We start from the raw sequence: 13,781 nt of genomic DNA on the forward strand, positions 1-13,781 counted from the left end.
GGGGCTGCGAAGCCCCCTCTTATCCGTCCATACGGAGGCGATGCGAGATGAAGAGCGAACAAACGCGGATCGCGGCGGCGATCGGGGAGACGGCGCTGACGATCGACAACGGCGCGCTGACGCTGACCGTGGACTTGGCTGCGGGGACGTACGGCGCCGTCTGGCGCGAGGGGGCGTCGCTGGCCGGCGCGGCGGCGGCGTACCGGCTGGGGGACCGGCTGCTGAGCACGGAGAAGGATTACCGGATGCGCGCGGTCGTCGGCGGGACGGTCCGGGATGTCGAAGACGCGCTGGGACGCGGCGTGCGGGCGACCGTCCGGCACGAGGCGGCGGGCTTGCCGGCCGTAAGACAGCAGTTCACGGTATACGAAACGCAGCCGTGCTTCGTCGCGTCGTTCGAGCTCGAAGCGGAGGGCGGCGGGGAAGTGGCGTCCAACTGCTTGGCGCCGCTGCTCGCGAGCTCCATGGACGGCGCATTGCGCGTTGGGCCGGCAGGCGAAGGGGAAGCGCTCGCGGCGCTGCGCGTGCCGTTCGACAACGACAAGTGGGTCCGCTACGAAGCGGTCGCGCTGCCCGGCGCCGCGGCGAGCTACGAGGCGACGGCCGTATACGAGCCGGCGTCCCGCCGGGGCGTCGTGCTCGGCTCGATCCGCCACGACGCGTGGAAAACGGGGCTGACGCTCTCGAGCGGCAGCGCGGCGGCCGTCGAGTCGATCGCCGTCTTCGGCGGCGCCGCCGACGAGCTGACGCGCGACAGCGTTCCGCACGGCGCGCTGTCGGGCCGGTCGATCGCTTCGCCGGACATCTGGATCGGCGCCTATGCCGATTACCGGCGCGGCCTCGAGGCGTTCGGCCGGGCGAACGCGGCGATCGCCCCGGCGCTGCCTTGGGCGCACGGCGTGCCGTTCGGCTGGAACAGCTGGTCCGCGGCGGCCGACAAGCTGGACTACGACCTGTACGCGTCGACCTCGGATTTTCTGCGCGGGATGCAGGATCGGGGTTATCATAACGACGGCGTCGTCTATCTCAACTTCGACTCGTTCTGGACGAACTTGACGCCGGAGGAGCTGGAGCGGGCGGTCGCCCATGTCAAGGGCAACGGCCAGAAGGCGGGCATTTATTGGACGCCTTTTGCCTTCTGGGGCAAGGAGGCCGGTCGCGTCGTCGAAGGCACCGACGGCCGCCATACCTACGACGAGCTGCTGCTGCGCGACCGCGAAGGACGGCTGCTGCCGGATCTCGACGGCGGGCTCGCGATCGACCCGACGCATCCCGGCAACCTGCAGCGCACGGCCTATCATTTGAACCGGTTCGTCGAGTGGGGCTTCGAATACGTGAAGCTCGATTTTCTCGGACACGGGGCGCTGGAGGGGCGGCATTACGACGCGTCCGTGCAGACGGGCATTCAGGCGTACCGTGTCGGCATGGATTATATCCGCGCGCTGCTCGATCCCGCGCGCATCGGCCGGCCGTTCCATATCAACCTGTCGATCGCGCCGCTCTTCCCGTCGGAATACGGGCACAGCCGGCGCATCTCCTGCGACGCGTTCGGCCTGCTGACGGACACGGAATACATGCTGAACGCGCTGACCGGCGCCTGGTGGGCGAACGACGCGCTGTACCGGTTCAACGATCCCGACCACACGGTGCTGTACAAGAGCTTCAACCAGGATCCGACGGCACCCCAGGAAGGGCGCAGCCGGCTGAACGCGTCGGTCGTCAGCGGCACGGTGCTCCTCTTGGGCGACGATTTCCGCAAGCCCGAGGCGCGCGAACGGGCGGCCGCGTGGCTGCCGAACGCGGAGGTGCTGGCGGTTGCCCGGCTCGGGCGGACCTTCGTGCCCGTGGACAGTCATTCGGGCTCCGGCGCGGCAGACGCGTTCATGCTGGAGTCGGAGGAAGAGGACGGAACGCGCGTCGTGCTGCTCGCGGTATTCAACTTCGACAAGTCGGCGCCGGCGACGAAAACGATCCCGCTCGGCCGCGTCGTTCCGGACGGCGACGCCGCCGGGTGGCAGGTCAAGGAGCTGTGGTCGGGCGCCGTCTCCGAAGCGCGCGGCGAGCTGCGCGTGCCGCTCGAGGCCGCGGAATCGGTCTTGCTGAAGCTGACGGCTCAGCGATCATAGGCAACTGGCCGGCGGCGCGCCGAACGGGGAGGTTTTCTCGTTAGGCGGTCGCCGGTTTTGTTTGTTCATGCGGCGCTTGCTTCGGAGGCTTTCGGCACGGCGCACGGATGTACGGATAGACGGAAGTTCGCGATTCGGGGCGGCTCGCGGGGCGAATCTATCCTTCGCGCTCGCATATTCTTCGGGCCGGGCGGCCCGGCGGTTTCTCCCGCCGCGGATTGGCGCTATAATGGGAGGTACCTGATGCGGGCCGGCTGGACAAGCCGGCTTCCTCACGCATGCTTGCGCAAGGAGTAGATGCCGACATGGAACGATCCCCCAACGGAGTCGCGACCGCCTGGAAGCGCTGGCTGCCTATTCCGGCTTATCTCGCGCTGCTGGCGGCCGTATGGGCGAACCGAGCGGCGCTGCTCGCTTGGATGCAGTCCGGCGACGCCTCGCCGGCGCTCATGCTGCTGCTCGTGACGGGCCTCGCGTTCGTGCCCGTGATCCCGTTCAGCGTCGTCATCGGCACGATGGGATTTTTGTACGGCGCGCTTCCCGGGGCGCTGATCAGCCTGACCGGCGCCTGGCTGGCCGCCTTGGTCATGTACGGCCTGTTCCGGTACGCGCTGCACGGCCGGGCGCGGCGGCTGCTCGGCAAGCATCGCGCGACGGAGCGGTGGACGGCGCTCGTCGAGCGCTACCCGTTTCGCTCGATCGTCGCGGCGCGGCTGCTGCCGGTCGTCCCTCAGCAGGCGGTGAACGTGTACGCCGCCGCCCTGCCGATCCCCTTCGCCGTCTATGCCGGAGCGTCGCTGCTCGGGAAAATGCCGGCGATGCTCGTCTTCGCCTTCATCGGCGGACAGCTCGCGGGAGACCGGAAATCGCTGATCGCGGCCGTCTGCGTCTATGCGGCGTTTTTGCTCGCGGTCTATGCCGGCAACCGCATTTGGGCCCGATTGGGGACGCGAGGCGGGGGCGATTGAGCCGAACGGGCGCGATTCATGGATGAAAAAGGAAGGCGCGGGTTGTCAATTTTGGACAATTCGGCCTTTTTTTGTTTTCCAATATTTAGAATGCCGTTATAATAGGAGGGGACGCGCAAAGCGAGGTGAACGCGATGAAACGCATGCTGATGGGCGGCTTCCTGCTGATCGGGGGCATTCTGTTGTACGTCGGGACCGCTATTGCGGCGGCCGTCTACGCTTCGAACATGACGTTCCGGGAGCCGTCGGACGGGCGGTTCAAGGCCGCGCTGCGCGAGACGGGCGGCGCCTGGGCGCACGGGCTGGCGATCGGTCTCGCGGTGATCGGATTGGCTATCCTCGTGTATGAAAGTCGTTTTTTTATAGGGATCATTCGGCGCTATTCCGACGTAGTTAAAGAAAGAAGCGCCGAATTCGACCGGAAGTACAAATGAGCCGGTTTGGCAGGAAGCGGGCAGGTGAACGGCGGATGAGGCGGATCGCGAAAGGTTCTTTTGCCGCTGTCGCCGGATTTGATAAACGAAACGGGGGTATGACATGATGGAAACCAAACCCGCCAGATTGCCGGGCAGTGACTTGCCGGCCGGCTTGTCGAAGCCGGCGCAGCGCGCGCTGGCGAATGCGGGCTTGACCGGCCTGGCGCAGGTGGCCAAGCTGTCCGCCGGCGAGTTTCAAGCCTTGCACGGCATTGGGCCGAAGGCGGTCGGTCTGATCCGCGAAGCGATGGCCGTTAAAGGCTTGAGGTTTAAGAACGAGGCATGACCGTTTCGCGGACAGACCGATGCGGAAGACCGATCTCGACGCGATCGCCTCGTTTCCGCAATCCGCCGATGACCTGTTCGATTTCAGCCCGTGGTTTCAGTATTCGCTTTTTACCGGAAGCGCGGCTTCCTGCCGTTCGATCTGAAGACCGTACGGACAACGGACGAGCGCGCGGTGCTGACGTTTCATATGGGAATCGATCTCTGACCGAGAAAGGAGCGAACGCATGCGCCAATTGCCGGAACCGTTCGCGCAAGGCCGTACGGCCGAGGTGTACCCCTACGGCGAGTCCGCGGTGCTGAAGCTCTTCCGCCCCGGGATCCCGGTGCCGCTCATCGAAGACGAGTTCCGCGTCGGCAGGGGCGCGCGCGAAGCCGGCATCGCCACGCCGCTTCCGCTCGAGCGCCTGGCGATCGACGGGCGCCAAGGCATCGTTTTCGAGCGAATCGCCGGCGAAACGATGCTCGCCGCCATGCTCGCCCGGCCCGAACGCGCGGCCGGGTTGGTCCGCCAGATGGCCGACCTGCATGCCGCCGTCCACGAGCTGGATGCGCCTCCTGGGCTTCCGTCGCAGCGCGGGACGCTGCAGGCGCGGATCCGGGAAGCGCAGCGGCTGACGGAGGCGGAGAAGGAGGCGGCGCTGCGAAGGCTGGACGCGCTGCCGGACGCGGCGAAGCTGTGCCACGGCGACTTCCATCCCGACAATATCATGATCGGGGATCGCGCCTGGATCATGGATTGGATGAACGGAGTAAGCGGACATCCGGCCTGCGACGCGGCGCGGACGATGCTGCTGCTGCGGTACGGCGCGCTTCCGCCCGGCATGCCGGAAGCGCTCGTCAGCACGGTCGACGCGCTGCGGCAAGGCTTGGTCAACGGTTATTTAACGCGATATCTGGAACGGACCGGCATGCAGCTGCGGGAAGTGGAGTCTTGGATATTGCCGCTTGCGGCCGCGCGGTTGACGGAGCGGCCGCCCGAAGCGGAGCAGCAGACCTTCGTCCGGCTGGTCAAAGCGCAGATCGGCGCCGAGTAGCGCCTAGCCGAAGGAGGGCAGTGCGGCATGTTGTTCAAGATCGTCGTCGTGGCGCTGCTGGCCGTCATCGTGCTTCAGCTCGCGGAGGTGCTTCATCGCCTGCCGCGCCGGAACGCGGCCAAGGAAGCGATGGAGCGGGACGGAATCGACGCGGAGCCGGCCGACAGACGACCGGAAGACGGTTCCTGACGTGCCCATGGCCGCGCATCCGGTCATCTGCCGGAAATTGTAACCCTTTTCAACATCATGCCGTCTAGGATAACGGCAGCGAAGCGCAGCGGCAACGCCGGTCAATCGTCGAGCGCGGGAGAGAAGGAGGTAGGTCAGCATGGTTAAAGGAGCCGCTTTTCTGCTCGAACTGGCACGAATCGTCGTTTTGCTTTTCCTGACGCTCTTCCTGCTCGACGGGCTGGAACGAGCCGTTTTCGGGACGTTCGGCGAGCCCCGGCCGTCGTTATTGCGGGGCGTCGGCAATTTCGCCCTGTTCGTCGTGCTGTATCGTAACGCGCTGCAGTTTAACGGCTGGTACAAGTCGGAACGCTCGCGCAGGCTGGGACGGGCTTGGACGATGGGCTTGATCCTTATGGCCTCGGGCGCGATCTTATCGTCGGCTTGGACGTGATCGAGCGCGGGCCGACGGAAAAAAGGAGGAGAACGAGCTGGTCGCATGGAATGCCATTCAGTATCCGACCTTGTCCGGGACGGTCGATTGGGGACCGGTGACGGGACGCTTCGTGCGAGCCGACGATCCCGGGGACCTGTCGCTCGTCAGCAACGTCAGCATCGTGCCGCATATCGGCGACCGCGTGGTCATGATTCGGCTGGATAACGGCCGTTGGGAGCTGCCCGGCGGCACGCTCGAGAAAGGCGAGCCGCATCGGGACGGTCTCCGGCGGGAATTGCGGGAGGAGCTGGGCGCGGAGCTCGTGTCCGATTATCAAGTATTCGGCTATTTCGATTGCATTTCGAGCGCGCCGGCGCCGTACCGGCCGTACATTCCGCATCCCCGGTTCCGCCGGCTTGTCGGGCACGGGGAGGTCGAGTTGGTCGGCATGCCGCTGAACCCTCCGGACGGCGAGCGGGTGGTCCTCGTGGAGCCGGTTCCGATCGACGAAGCGGTACGGCGTTTTCTGGACGGCGGCCGGCTGGAGCTGGCCGAGCTGTACCGGCTGGGCCATGCGCTGCGCAGGCTCGGCGGGTCCGGCGCCTGACTCGGACGATCGGCAGCGGTTTGCCCAAAGCGCGGTTCCCCGAAGTGCCGTTCGACCGCAGACCGCCGGGCCGTCTAACGGCTGCAAGCTTTCCGTCCGTCTAGCGTAACAAGTGTCATCATCGTTTTGGCGCAAAGCATCGGCGTTTCCTTATTTGACGTTCATCCGCGAAAGGAGATTGACTATGAAATTGCGTCTGCTGCTGAAAGGAATCGGCATTTCCGCCGTCATGCCGTGGTTTGTCTACTTTATCGCGTTGGGGCTGCAAGCCCGGATGCAAAGCCAGCAAAACGATTTTCAATATCACGACAGCTATTTCCTGGTGCTGAACGTCGGCTGGACGGGCTACGCGATCGGATTCGCCGTCTGCTTCGTGCTGCTGGCGATCGGCTACGTGCTGTTCGCAGCCGTCAAGAAGGTGAAATCATGAGGGAGTCCGTCGTCATCGTGCCGTTCGACGCGAACTGGCGGTCGGAATTCGCCGACATCGGCGCCAACCTGAGACGCGCGCTCGCGGACCGTGCGGTTCGCATCGACCATATCGGATCGACGTCGATCGCCGGCTTGGATGCCAAACCGGTCATCGACGTGCAAGTTTCCGTCCGCGGGCTAACCGATCTCGAGGCGATTTCCGATGCGCTGACCGGCCTCGGGTACGTGCTGCGCGCCGATAATCCGGATTTGACGAAGCGGTATTACCGCGAGTCGGAGGGCATGCGCCGGACGCATATCCACGTTCGCGAGCACGGCAGTTTCTCGGAGCAGCTGTCGCTGCTGTTCCGCGATTACGTCCGCGCGCACGCGCACGAGGCGAAGCGGTACGCCGCGATCAAGCATTCGCTCGCCAAGTCGCATCGCCATGAGCGGGACCGTTATGTGGAGGAGAAGGAACCGTACATTTGGGACATGCTGCGCAGCGCGAGCAAATGGAGCCAGCAAACCGGATGGCGGCCGGGCGCTTCCGATATGTAGGCGGCCGAATCGGACAGCAGCCAAAGACAGAAGCCAAAGATAGAAGCAAAAGACAGAAGCCAAAGTCAGTCAGAATCCAAAGACAGAAGGATGTCATTACGCATGAAGCAAACGAACTTGCAGCGCGCGATCGCGCTGCGCGAACGAGGCGAGCCGGAGGCGGCCAAGCGGCTCCTCGAGCAATTGGTCGAAGAGGAGCCCGACAACGCGGAAGCGTGGTACCAGCTGGCTTGGGTACACGACGTCATGGAGCTGGAACGGGAAGCGGTCCCGCACTACGAGCGGGCGCTTCGCTGCGGACTGGCGGGCGAAGACCGGGCGGGCGCCTTGCTCGGTTTGGGCAGCACGCTGCGGACGCTGGGACGGTACGAGCAGTCGCTGGATCTGTTCGACGAAGCCGTCAGGGAGTATCCCGGCCGGCGGGAGTTTCAGACGTTCCGGGCGATGACGCTGCATAACCTGAACCGGCATGCCGAAGCGATGGCCATCTTATTGAGCCAGCTTGCGGAGACGAGCGGGGATTCGGGCATCGCGGCGTACGGGAAGGCGATCGGCTTCTACGCGGACAAGCTGGACCGCATGTGGGGCGCAAGCCCGGAGGAAGCGGCGGGCACGCTGACCGTGCGGCCCGGCGTGCAGGAAGAGCTTCGTGAAGAAGAGAAACGAACCATGAACCTGCCGAAGCCCGAAGCGGCCGCATCGGCGGAAGAGAGCGGCTACGTCCGCGACCGGCTGATCGCGTATAACGCGAGCCGGCTGCCGGAAGCGTATCGCGACCGCTACGAAGAGATCAACCTGGTCCAGCGGGATGCGGACGGCCGAATCATCGGCGGCGTCTTGAGCGTCTATTGCTGGACCTGGCTCGAAGTCGACATTCTCTGGGTCGATGACGCCTATCGCGGCCGGGGCGCGGGTTCCGCGCTGCTGGAGGCGGCGGAACGCGAGGCGAGGAAGCGGGGCTGCGCGTTCGTGAAGCTGAATACGTTCTCGTTCCAGGCGCCGGCGTTTTACGCGAGACACGGCTATGCCGAGCTGGCCGTCATCGAGGATGCGCCGGCCGGACACCGGCATTATTATTTCATCAAGAAACTGCAGCATGAAGGGGATAACCGATCGTGAGTCCAATCGTTGCGGCGGCCGTTCCGGCCGTCTTGTTTTTTGCGTTGATCTACGGATTATGGCATTACCAGCGCAGGCAGCGCGCCATGCGGCCGCCCGCCGGCAAGTCCGGCGGGGAAGCCGTCCCGGCCGCGTTCGCGGACGAGCCCGATTTTCCGCTCCCGTTCGGCTATAAGAGCCAATGGTTCGCCGTCCGTACGACGGATACGCGGGCAGTCGCCGACCTGCTTCGCCTGAACGGGCGGCAGCGCGCCAATTGGCGAACCGGTCTGGCCGGGGCCGACGCCGGCTATTGCTTCGTGACGCCGCCCGTCCGCGGTTGGACGCTGGTCATTCATCCGGCTATGCCGGAATGGACCGTCGACGGGCAATCGGGGCCGCTTCCGGCGCTGGAGGCGCTCAGCCGCGCCTTCGGCGAAGCGTGCTATTTCGGGACGCACCGCGTCGCCGGCTACCACGCCTGGGCGAGGTCGGTGGACGGGGTAATCGTTCGCGGCTTCGCGTATGCCGGCGAACGCGGAGAAATCGTGTTCGATCGGGGCGAGCCAAGCGAAGAGGAACGAACGGACAACCGCTTGTTTACGGGGCCGGAAGCGGCTGACCCCGTACTCCCGGACGAGGAGGACGTACTGCGCATAGCCGGGCTGTGGAGCGTCGATCCGGCGATGGCGCAAGGCGGCTACACCCGAGGAACGGGGCTCGTCGGCGTGCTGCAGCCTTAATGACCTATCGAACGGAGCGGGGACATGACGAAGAATGAACACGAGGCGGCGAAACGTCCGGTCTCGACGGAAAATGCCGACCCGGAGCTTGCGCCGGGTCGGGATGACGAGCGAATCGCCATGATCCGCGGACTGGAGAAGACATATCACGACGATTGCTACCGGAATCACCGGCTGTTCGCGCCCGGCTCTTGGCTGCATAAGCCCGTGCGGACCGTCATGGAGCTGCTCGCGGCGTTCGACGACCGGGAGGAGCTGCAGGTGCTCGACCTCGGCTGCGGCGTCGGCCGGAACGGCATCCCGATCGCGGAGAAGCTGGCGGGACGAAGAGGCGCCGTCGTCTGCGTGGATCTGCTGGAATCGGCTATCGGCCGCTTGGCCGAATACGGACGGACGTACGGCGTCGAATCGCGCCTGCGGCCCGCGCTGTCGAGCATCGAAGCCTTCGCGATCGAACCGGGCGGGTACGACTTCATCATCGCCGTCTCGACGCTGGAGCATCTCTGCTCGCGGCCGGCGCTCGAAACGAAACTCGGCGACATGGTCCGAGGCACGCGGGCGGGCGGCATCGTCTGCATCATCGCCGGCACCGGCAATACGGAGACGGATGTCCTGAGCGGGGAGCCGCTCGAGCCGATGTTCGAGATCAATCTGCCGACGCCGGACCTGTTGGCGCTGTTGGACGGCCGCTTTGCCGGGTGGGACATCCTGATGCGGTCCGTCAAGCCGTTAGCGTTCGGCATCGAACGGAACGGCCGGGCCGTCAACCTGGCGACGGATTGCGTAACGTTCGCGGCGCGCAATCCGGGCGGTCCGAAGGGCCAAACGCCGCACTCCGGCTAAACGCGGCAAGACGAAGAAGGAATACGGCGTTTCCCGTTCGCCCGGGAGCGCCTTTTTTGCGCTTTCGGTTCCTTGCGGCAGTCCGGGAGCGGCGACGAAGGTTAGGCGAGCGAGTAACGAGACTTCGAAGCAACAGCGGAATAGGGATTCAATATGCAGTCGGAAAGCAAGGGAGAATTTTGTCCGCCGACGTCGAATACGGGCGAGAAATATGCCGTCTATCCGCTTGTAATTCCTAAATATGGTTCTTGTGGATGATATATTCCGTACAAATTTCCCCCTTTCTATTCTCGTAATGTCACTTATAATGTAAAGAAGTCTATTTTGTTATCATTCTCAATCCATCATTCATCAGGAGGCATCAATGAACGGCATGCAACCATGGCTGCAGCTGATCGAGAAAGCTTCGCTCCGAATCCTGCAGCACGATCTACATCGACGTACGGAGCTTCAGCAGCGCGAGCGCGTCCTGCCGTTTTACGTCGTCGCCTTCGTTCGGGAAGGCGCCTGCCGTCTTCGCTTCGGCGGCAAGGACTACCGCGCGCGGAAAGGAGAAGCGCTCTTTGTCCCGCCGCACGCGCTTCACGATCTCGTGAAAGATTCGGACGAGCCGGCGACCTTCCTCTCTTGGCATTTCATGCTTACGATCGCGGATTGCATCGACGCGCTGCAATGGTTTCAGTTTCCGCCGGTCTTCCGCCTTTCCGAGCCGGAGCGGTTCGAAGGGATCTTCCTCGAGTACCGGCAATGCACGGAACAGCCGCGGTCGCTCGCGGACAGCTTGATGGCGGGGGCCAAAGCGCAGGAGCTCGCGGCGATTTTGATCGAGAGCGCGCTCGCGCGGCCCGAGGTCCGGCTGAAAGCGGTCTACGCGGACGCGTTCACGGCGATTTTGATCGAGCTGCTGGAAGCTCCGGAAGCGCGCATCGATCTCGCCGGTTTAGGGGAACGGTACCACATGCACCCGACTTACGTTTCCAACCAATTCAAGCGCATTTTCGGCATCACGCCGATGCAGCTGCAGCTGCACCTTCGCCTGCGCAAAGCGAAGCAATTGCTCGAGACGGAGAAGCGGCCGATCGCCGAGATCGCGAAGCTGACGGGGTATGAGGATGCCGACGATTTTTCGCGCTTCTTCAAAAGCAAAACGGGCGTCTCGCCGCTCAAATACCGCAACGAATGCGATCAGGAATCGAATAACTGACGAAAGGGCTTTCGCCCGTCAGCGTCGTAAAGATGCAGTGTACGCCTTGCTTCGTCCACCCTATAATGAATGGGAAGTACGGGAAAACGCATGGAGGTGCGGGGGACGTGGGGAAAGAATTGCGAGTCGGCATTATCGGCTTGGGCGGAATGGGCCGGCTGCATGCCAAGCATTTGAACGGACTGCCGGGCGTGAACGTAACCGCCGTCTGCGGGACGACGCAGGCGAAGGCCGAGGCGTTCGCCGCCGAGCACGCGGGCGGCCGCGCGGCCGCATACGGGCGGTACGCGGACATGCTGGAGAAGGAGAAGCTCGACGCGGTGTATGTCTGTCTGCCGCCAGACGGCCATATCGGCCAAGCGGAAGCCGCCGCGGAGCGGGGGATCGCCGTCTTCGTCGAGAAGCCGATCGCGCTCGATTCGGACAGGGCGGCCCGCATGGCGCGCGCGGTCGAGCAGGCCGGCGTGGCGTCGCAGGTCGGTTATCACAACCGGTTCGGCTCGGCGGTGCAAGAGCTGAAGCGGATGCTGGCGGACGGCACGGCCGGGGCGCCGATGCTGTTCGACGGGCGCTACGACTGCAACTCGCTGCATACGCCGTGGTGGCGGGACCGCAGCCGTTCCGGGGGACAAGTGTTCGAGCAAGCGATCCATACGTACGACATGGCGATGCATCTGCTGGGTACGCCGTCGCGGATCAGCGGCTTCATGGCGAATCTGGCGCACCGCGAGGTGCCCGATTATACCGTCGAGGACACCAGCGCGGCGGTCGTGCGGTTCGCGTCAGGCGCGATGGCTTCGATCTGCGCGTCCAACGGCGCGGTGCCGTCGGAGTGGAACAGCTCGTTCACGGTCATTTGCGCCAAGCTGACCGCGTATTTCGACGGCCCGAACCGGGCGGAGTTCGTCTTCACGTCGGGCTCCGAGCCGGTGCGCAAGGCGTTCGGCGAAGAGCGCGACGTCTATCTGGAGGAAACGAAAGCGTTCGTCGCGGCGCTGCGGGGCGAAGGGCCCGAACGGTGTCCGATCGCCGAAGGGCTTGCCAGTCTCCGGCTCGTGGAGCGCGTGACGCAGTCGGCCGAACAGGACGGCGCGACGCTGCCCTACGATTGAAGCGACCAGGCTCGGCGCTGTGTCGCCGATGCCCGCGATAAGAGCCGCCAAGGTTCATCCTTGGCGGCTCTTTTGCGTTCCGGTTCTTGCGGGGCTGGACGGTTCATACGCGCCAGCCGGATCCGGCAGCCGAATCGCTGCCCGGAATCCCGCCGCCGTCAGCGCGCATGCTCGAAATAAACGGATTCGTACGCGCCCAGCTCTTCCTCCGCCGCGGGCAGCGGATTGGCCCGGATGTTCGCCTTCAGACCGTTGATCAACCCGGGCTTGCGGAGCAGCAGGCGCAGCCGGTCCGCCAAATGCCGGGCGTCTCCGACCCGGAACGTATACCCGTTCAGCCCGTCGACGATTTTCTCGGCCATGCCTCCGACGTTGGAGGCGATGACCGGCACATGAGATGCCAGCGCCTCATGCAGCGCGAGCGGGTAATTCTCGTACCAGACGGAGGGCACGACGGCGAGATCGGCCTCCTGATAGAGGCGGGGGAGATCCGACTCGGCATACGCGCCGTGGAACGAGATGCGCCGGTCGCCGGCGGCCCGTCTCCGCAGCGCGGCCTCGTACTCCGGCTTGCCGTCGCCGTAGATGCGGAGCCGAAGCCGGCGCGAACGCGCGAGAGACATCGTCCGGACGAGCACGTGCACGCCCTTGTGCTCGCTCAGCGATCCGCCGTAGACGAGCGTCAGCGGCGCGCCTGTCCGGTACGTGCGGGCATTGGCGGCGAGCGTGTCGCTTCGCATGCCGTGCGGCAGCGCTTCGATGGTCAAATCCGGCAGTACGTGCCGCACGTAAGCGGCAAGGAACATCGAAGGCGAGAATAGGCGCCGCGCGCCTTGCAGCAGGGGAGCGATCGCCTGCAAGCGGTCCCCGGCCTGCGGAATTTGACAGTGGGTCTGGCAAGCCGCCCCGCCTTCGGGTCCCCCGCACAGCTGCTTGTCGACCCGGACCAGATTGAGCCGGGGACAGACGGACCAATAATCCGTCAGCGTCATCACGTACGGAATGCCGAGCCGTTGCGAAGCCTGCACGAACGCGAAGCCGCGCATCGCGTGCGCGACATGGACGAGGCTTGGCTGCTCCCGTAGCAGCACCGCTTCCGCCCAGGCCGATAACCGGGGGTTCTCGGCGACGTCGGTTGTTCCGGCCGGATCTTCGCGAACGTCCCGATAGGCCAAGACGCGTACGCCGTCATACTCGTAGGACGCGCTGGCGATGCCGTCCGCATCCGCGGCGTCCTCCGGGAGCCGGTCGCCGTACGTCGCGACTGTCACGCGGTGCCCGCGCTGCATCATGCCGCGCGCGAGGTTCAAGACGAATTTTTCCGTGCCGGTATACGCATCCGGGTAGAAAGCATGGACGACGTACAGGATCGACAGCCGCTCGCCCGACAGCATGCGCGCATTCGGCGGCTGCGGAACGAACGGACGCGCTTCGGGCAGCTGCAGCGCCGGAGCCCGGAGCGAGACGGCGCTCTCGTTGGCGGATTCGGCATTGCGGCGAGCGGACGGCCCGCCTGCCGCGCGGCTGCGGGAACGTCCCGCGAGCGCGGGCCGGCGCGATTTCCGCGCTTGCTTCATCGACCGGGCGGCGCCGCGCCCGGACTTCTTGCCCGACTTGCGAGCGGCGGCCGGTTTGCTCCGTTTGACCCTGGACGAACGCTGCAGGGTCCGATTCTTCTTCACGGCGCACCTCCGATTGGCGAAATG

16 protein-coding genes are annotated in these 13,781 nt (G+C 65.0%); 15 read left to right on the forward strand and 1 reads right to left on the reverse strand.

Features of this window, described 5'->3' with window-relative positions; genetic code table 11:
- Positions 1-47 precede the first annotated feature (47 nt).
- From I8J29_RS03395 to I8J29_RS03470, 15 genes are all read left to right on the forward strand, one after another.
- The gene (locus I8J29_RS03395) at positions 48-2,126 is read left to right on the forward strand and encodes an alpha-amylase family protein (protein ID WP_208846276.1); all 2,079 of its coding nucleotides are present in this window, start codon (positions 48-50) and stop codon (positions 2,124-2,126) included.
- A 305-nt stretch (positions 2,127-2,431) separates the two neighbouring features.
- Entirely contained in the window at positions 2,432-3,094 is a 663-nt protein-coding gene (locus I8J29_RS03400) for a TVP38/TMEM64 family protein (protein ID WP_208846277.1), read from the forward strand.
- A 134-nt stretch (positions 3,095-3,228) separates the two neighbouring features.
- Positions 3,229-3,528, forward strand: coding sequence for a hypothetical protein (locus tag I8J29_RS03405; protein ID WP_208846278.1), 300 nt, complete (start codon positions 3,229-3,231; stop codon positions 3,526-3,528).
- A 103-nt stretch (positions 3,529-3,631) separates the two neighbouring features.
- Positions 3,632-3,856 carry a helix-hairpin-helix domain-containing protein gene (locus I8J29_RS03410; protein ID WP_240545879.1) on the forward strand — a complete coding sequence of 75 codons (225 nt, stop codon included), beginning with the start codon at positions 3,632-3,634 and terminating at the stop codon, positions 3,854-3,856.
- A gap of 226 nt (positions 3,857-4,082) precedes the next feature.
- The gene (locus I8J29_RS03415) at positions 4,083-4,892 is read left to right on the forward strand and encodes a phosphotransferase family protein (protein WP_208846279.1); all 810 of its coding nucleotides are present in this window, start codon (positions 4,083-4,085) and stop codon (positions 4,890-4,892) included.
- 27 nt (positions 4,893-4,919) lie between these two features.
- Complete coding sequence (locus tag I8J29_RS03420) at positions 4,920-5,081, forward strand: hypothetical protein (protein WP_208846280.1); 162 nt, start codon at positions 4,920-4,922, stop codon at positions 5,079-5,081.
- Positions 5,082-5,220: 139 nt separating this feature from the next.
- Positions 5,221-5,514 (forward strand): hypothetical protein, encoded by a 294-nt coding sequence (locus tag I8J29_RS03425; protein WP_208846281.1) that lies wholly within the window; start codon positions 5,221-5,223, stop codon positions 5,512-5,514.
- A gap of 70 nt (positions 5,515-5,584) precedes the next feature.
- The gene (locus I8J29_RS03430; protein ID WP_276316240.1) at positions 5,585-6,103 is read left to right on the forward strand and encodes an NUDIX hydrolase; all 519 of its coding nucleotides are present in this window, start codon (positions 5,585-5,587) and stop codon (positions 6,101-6,103) included.
- Between the two features lie 184 nt (positions 6,104-6,287).
- A complete protein-coding gene (locus I8J29_RS03435; RefSeq protein WP_090637413.1) occupies positions 6,288-6,533 on the forward strand; it encodes a hypothetical protein in 246 nt (81 codons plus the stop codon).
- Positions 6,530-7,075: a GrpB family protein gene (locus I8J29_RS03440; protein ID WP_208846282.1), complete on the forward strand. Its 546-nt coding sequence runs from the start codon at positions 6,530-6,532 to the stop codon at positions 7,073-7,075. Before I8J29_RS03435 ends, I8J29_RS03440 begins: the two co-directional genes overlap by 4 nt.
- Positions 7,076-7,177: 102 nt before the next feature.
- Positions 7,178-8,194 carry a tetratricopeptide repeat protein gene (locus I8J29_RS34385; RefSeq protein WP_338113027.1) on the forward strand — a complete coding sequence of 339 codons (1,017 nt, stop codon included), beginning with the start codon at positions 7,178-7,180 and terminating at the stop codon, positions 8,192-8,194.
- The gene (locus tag I8J29_RS03455) at positions 8,191-8,916 is read left to right on the forward strand and encodes a hypothetical protein (protein ID WP_208846283.1); all 726 of its coding nucleotides are present in this window, start codon (positions 8,191-8,193) and stop codon (positions 8,914-8,916) included. The genes I8J29_RS34385 and I8J29_RS03455 overlap by 4 nt, the downstream gene beginning before the upstream one ends.
- 24 nt (positions 8,917-8,940) lie before the next feature.
- Positions 8,941-9,759 carry a class I SAM-dependent methyltransferase gene (locus I8J29_RS03460; RefSeq protein WP_208846284.1) on the forward strand — a complete coding sequence of 273 codons (819 nt, stop codon included), beginning with the start codon at positions 8,941-8,943 and terminating at the stop codon, positions 9,757-9,759.
- 364 nt (positions 9,760-10,123) lie between these two features.
- Positions 10,124-10,963, forward strand: coding sequence for a helix-turn-helix transcriptional regulator (locus tag I8J29_RS03465; protein ID WP_208846285.1), 840 nt, complete (start codon positions 10,124-10,126; stop codon positions 10,961-10,963).
- 107 nt (positions 10,964-11,070) lie between these two features.
- Positions 11,071-12,075, forward strand: a complete 1,005-nt coding sequence (locus I8J29_RS03470) for a Gfo/Idh/MocA family protein (RefSeq protein ID WP_208846286.1) — start codon at positions 11,071-11,073, stop codon at positions 12,073-12,075.
- 158 nt (positions 12,076-12,233) lie between these two features.
- Here the strand turns inward: I8J29_RS03470 and I8J29_RS03475 are convergent, their stop codons facing one another.
- Positions 12,234-13,757, reverse strand: coding sequence for a glycosyltransferase family 4 protein (locus I8J29_RS03475; protein WP_208846287.1), 1,524 nt, complete (start codon positions 13,755-13,757; stop codon positions 12,234-12,236).
- Positions 13,758-13,781: the final 24 nt, after the last annotated feature.

The organism is Paenibacillus artemisiicola (assembly GCF_017652985.1).
In the GTDB taxonomy this organism is placed as follows: Bacteria; Bacillota; Bacilli; order Paenibacillales; family Paenibacillaceae; genus Paenibacillus_Z; species Paenibacillus_Z artemisiicola.

Coding starts and splice junctions, on each gene's coding strand:
- I8J29_RS03395 (WP_208846276.1), top strand. CDS start 48: ATGAAGAGCGAACAAACGCGGATCGCGGCGGCGATCGGGGAGACGGCG.
- I8J29_RS03400 (WP_208846277.1), top strand. CDS start 2,432: ATGGAACGATCCCCCAACGGAGTCGCGACCGCCTGGAAGCGCTGGCTG.
- I8J29_RS03405 (WP_208846278.1), top strand. CDS start 3,229: ATGAAACGCATGCTGATGGGCGGCTTCCTGCTGATCGGGGGCATTCTG.
- I8J29_RS03410 (WP_240545879.1), top strand. CDS start 3,632: ATGATGGAAACCAAACCCGCCAGATTGCCGGGCAGTGACTTGCCGGCC.
- I8J29_RS03415 (WP_208846279.1), top strand. CDS start 4,083: ATGCGCCAATTGCCGGAACCGTTCGCGCAAGGCCGTACGGCCGAGGTG.
- I8J29_RS03420 (WP_208846280.1), top strand. CDS start 4,920: ATGTTGTTCAAGATCGTCGTCGTGGCGCTGCTGGCCGTCATCGTGCTT.
- I8J29_RS03425 (WP_208846281.1), top strand. CDS start 5,221: ATGGTTAAAGGAGCCGCTTTTCTGCTCGAACTGGCACGAATCGTCGTT.
- I8J29_RS03435 (WP_090637413.1), top strand. CDS start 6,288: ATGAAATTGCGTCTGCTGCTGAAAGGAATCGGCATTTCCGCCGTCATG.
- I8J29_RS03440 (WP_208846282.1), top strand. CDS start 6,530: ATGAGGGAGTCCGTCGTCATCGTGCCGTTCGACGCGAACTGGCGGTCG.
- I8J29_RS34385 (WP_338113027.1), top strand. CDS start 7,178: ATGAAGCAAACGAACTTGCAGCGCGCGATCGCGCTGCGCGAACGAGGC.
- I8J29_RS03460 (WP_208846284.1), top strand. CDS start 8,941: ATGACGAAGAATGAACACGAGGCGGCGAAACGTCCGGTCTCGACGGAA.
- I8J29_RS03465 (WP_208846285.1), top strand. CDS start 10,124: ATGAACGGCATGCAACCATGGCTGCAGCTGATCGAGAAAGCTTCGCTC.